Raw genomic sequence first — 2036 nt, 5'->3', positions numbered from 1 at the left:
CGGCATCGGCGCCAGCACCGGGCCGATGACGGGCATCACGCTGCACGACCTGGGCAACGACATGGCCGCCGTCATCCGCAACGTGGCCAGGCAGCCCGCCGTGATGGTCGGCCATGCTTTCGGCAACTGGGTAGCGCGCACCACCGGCGTGGATCACCCCGAGCTGGTGCGCGGCGTGGTCATCGTGGCGGCCGCGGCCAAGCAGTATCCGGCGGGCCTGAGCGAACACGTGGACCGCAGCGCCGACCTGTCGCTGCCCGACGCCGAACGCCTGAAATCCATCCAGTACGCGTTCTTTGCACCGGGCCACGATGCCCGCGTGTGGTTGAACGGCTGGTATCCCGAGGTCAGTGAAAGCCAGCGGCTGGCCGGGAAAGCCACGCGCCAGTCCGACTGGTGGTCCGGCGGCAACAAGCCGCTGCTCGACCTGCAGGCCGGCGCCGACCTGTTCAAACCGGAATCGACCCGCAACGAGATCCGCGACGAATTCGGCGACCGCGTGTCGGTCGTGGTGATCCCCGGCGCCGGCCACGCGCTGGTGCCCGAGGAACCGCAGGCCGTGGCCGACGCGATCGTGCGCTGGGAAAAGCGTCTGAAGCCTTGAGGGGCGTGGGTTGCTGTTGGCCCCTTCATGGGCCATGGCCTGGCCAGGACGAAAAAAAAGCAGCCCGACGGGCTGCTTTTTTTGTGGGCGCGACGCTTACTTGATCTGGCCCAGCAGCAGGAATTCCATCAGCGCCTTCTGCACGTGCAGGCGGTTTTCGGCTTCGTCCCAGACCACGCTTTGCGGGCCGTCGATGACTTCGCCGGTGACTTCCTCGCCGCGGTGGGCGGGCAGGCAGTGCATGAAGACGGCTTCGGGGTCGGCGGCGGCCATCATTTCGGCGTCGACGCACCAGTCGGCGAACGCGGCGCGGCGTTCTTCGTTTTCGGCTTCATAGCCCATGCTGGTCCAGACGTCGGTCGTGACCAGGTGCGCGCCCTGGCAGGCCTGCATCGGGTCCTTGAACTGGCGCAGCACCTTGTCGGACGGGTTGCCGATGCGGGCGGCTTCGAGTTCGTAGCCGGCCGGGGTGGACACGTGCAGCGTGAAGCCTAGCATTTCGGCCGCGTGCAGCCAGGTGTAGGCCATGTTGTTGGCATCGCCCACCCAGGCGACCGTCTTGCCGGCGATGGGGCCGCGGTGCTCGATGTAGGTGAAGATGTCGGCCAGGATCTGGCAAGGGTGGAATTCGTTGGTCAGGCCATTGATGACCGGCACGCGCGAATGCGACGCAAAGCGCTCGATGCGGGTCTGCTCGAACGTGCGGATCATGACGATGTCGACCATGCGCGAAATGACGCGCGCGGTGTCTTCGATGGGCTCGGAGCGGCCCAGCTGGGAATCGTTGGAGGTCAGGTTGATGACCGAACCGCCCATTTGGTACATGCCGGCCTCGAACGACACGCGGGTACGCGTGCTGGCCTTTTCGAACACCATCGCCAGCGTGCGGTCGTGCAGCGGCATGTGGGGTTCATAGCGTTTGAATTTTTCCTTGATCAGGCGCGCGCGGTCCAGCACGTAGGCGATCTCGGCGGACGAGAAGTCCTTGAACTGCAGAAAGTGCCGCAACGGGCCGTTTTGAGTCGTGGGAGGAGTCATGGTGATGTCGCTAGTCTGGGGGCCCGGTCGGACTCGTGGCCCGGGCGGGAGGTTGATTATGTATGTTCGGCCAGAAACTGTCGAATCAGGGGGACCAGGATCTCTACGATCTGGTCGGCCTCCTGGCGCGACAGGATCAGCGGCGGCAACAGGCGCACCACGCGGTCGCGGGTGACATTGATGAGCAGGCCGGCGTCCAGGGCGCGGGCGGCCAGCACGCCGCAGGGGCGGGCCAGCTCGATGCCCAGCATCAGCCCGCGGCCGCGCACTTCGGTCACGCCCGGCGTGCCGGCCAGTTCGGCGGCAAGCCGGTCTTTCAGGTGGCTGCCGACCTGGTGGGCGTTATCCAGCAGGTTTTCGGATTCCAGGGCATCCAGCACGGCCAGCCCGGCCG

Annotated in this window: 3 protein-coding genes; 1 reads left to right on the top strand and 2 read right to left on the bottom strand. The window is 66.3% G+C overall.

All coding sequences use genetic code 11. The features are described from left to right. A partial coding sequence (locus U858_RS0133135) for an alpha/beta fold hydrolase (protein ID WP_025141358.1) occupies window positions 1-604 on the top strand: 604 nt, incomplete at its 5' end. 96 nt (window positions 605-700) lie between these two features. Here U858_RS0133135 and argF read toward each other — a convergent pair. Then, window positions 701-1642: an ornithine carbamoyltransferase gene (gene argF / locus U858_RS0133130; protein WP_025141357.1), complete on the bottom strand. Its 942-nt coding sequence runs from the start codon at window positions 1640-1642 to the stop codon at window positions 701-703. A gap of 56 nt (window positions 1643-1698) precedes the next feature. Beyond that, window positions 1699-2036 (bottom strand): aminotransferase class III-fold pyridoxal phosphate-dependent enzyme (locus U858_RS0133125; RefSeq protein WP_029954759.1); only part of this gene is annotated, 338 nt, incomplete at its 5' end.

The organism is Achromobacter sp. DH1f, assembly GCF_000633435.1.
Lineage (GTDB): Bacteria > Pseudomonadota > Gammaproteobacteria > Burkholderiales > Burkholderiaceae_B > Achromobacter > Achromobacter deleyi.
Note: the sequence above shows the minus strand (reverse complement) of the source record. Positions and strands in the feature narration are given on the sequence as shown.

Excerpts from the sequence above, each read along its gene's own strand:
- argF (WP_025141357.1), bottom strand. The coding sequence starts at position 1,642 with ATGACTCCTCCCACGACTCAAAACGGCCCGTTGCGGCACTTTCTGCAG.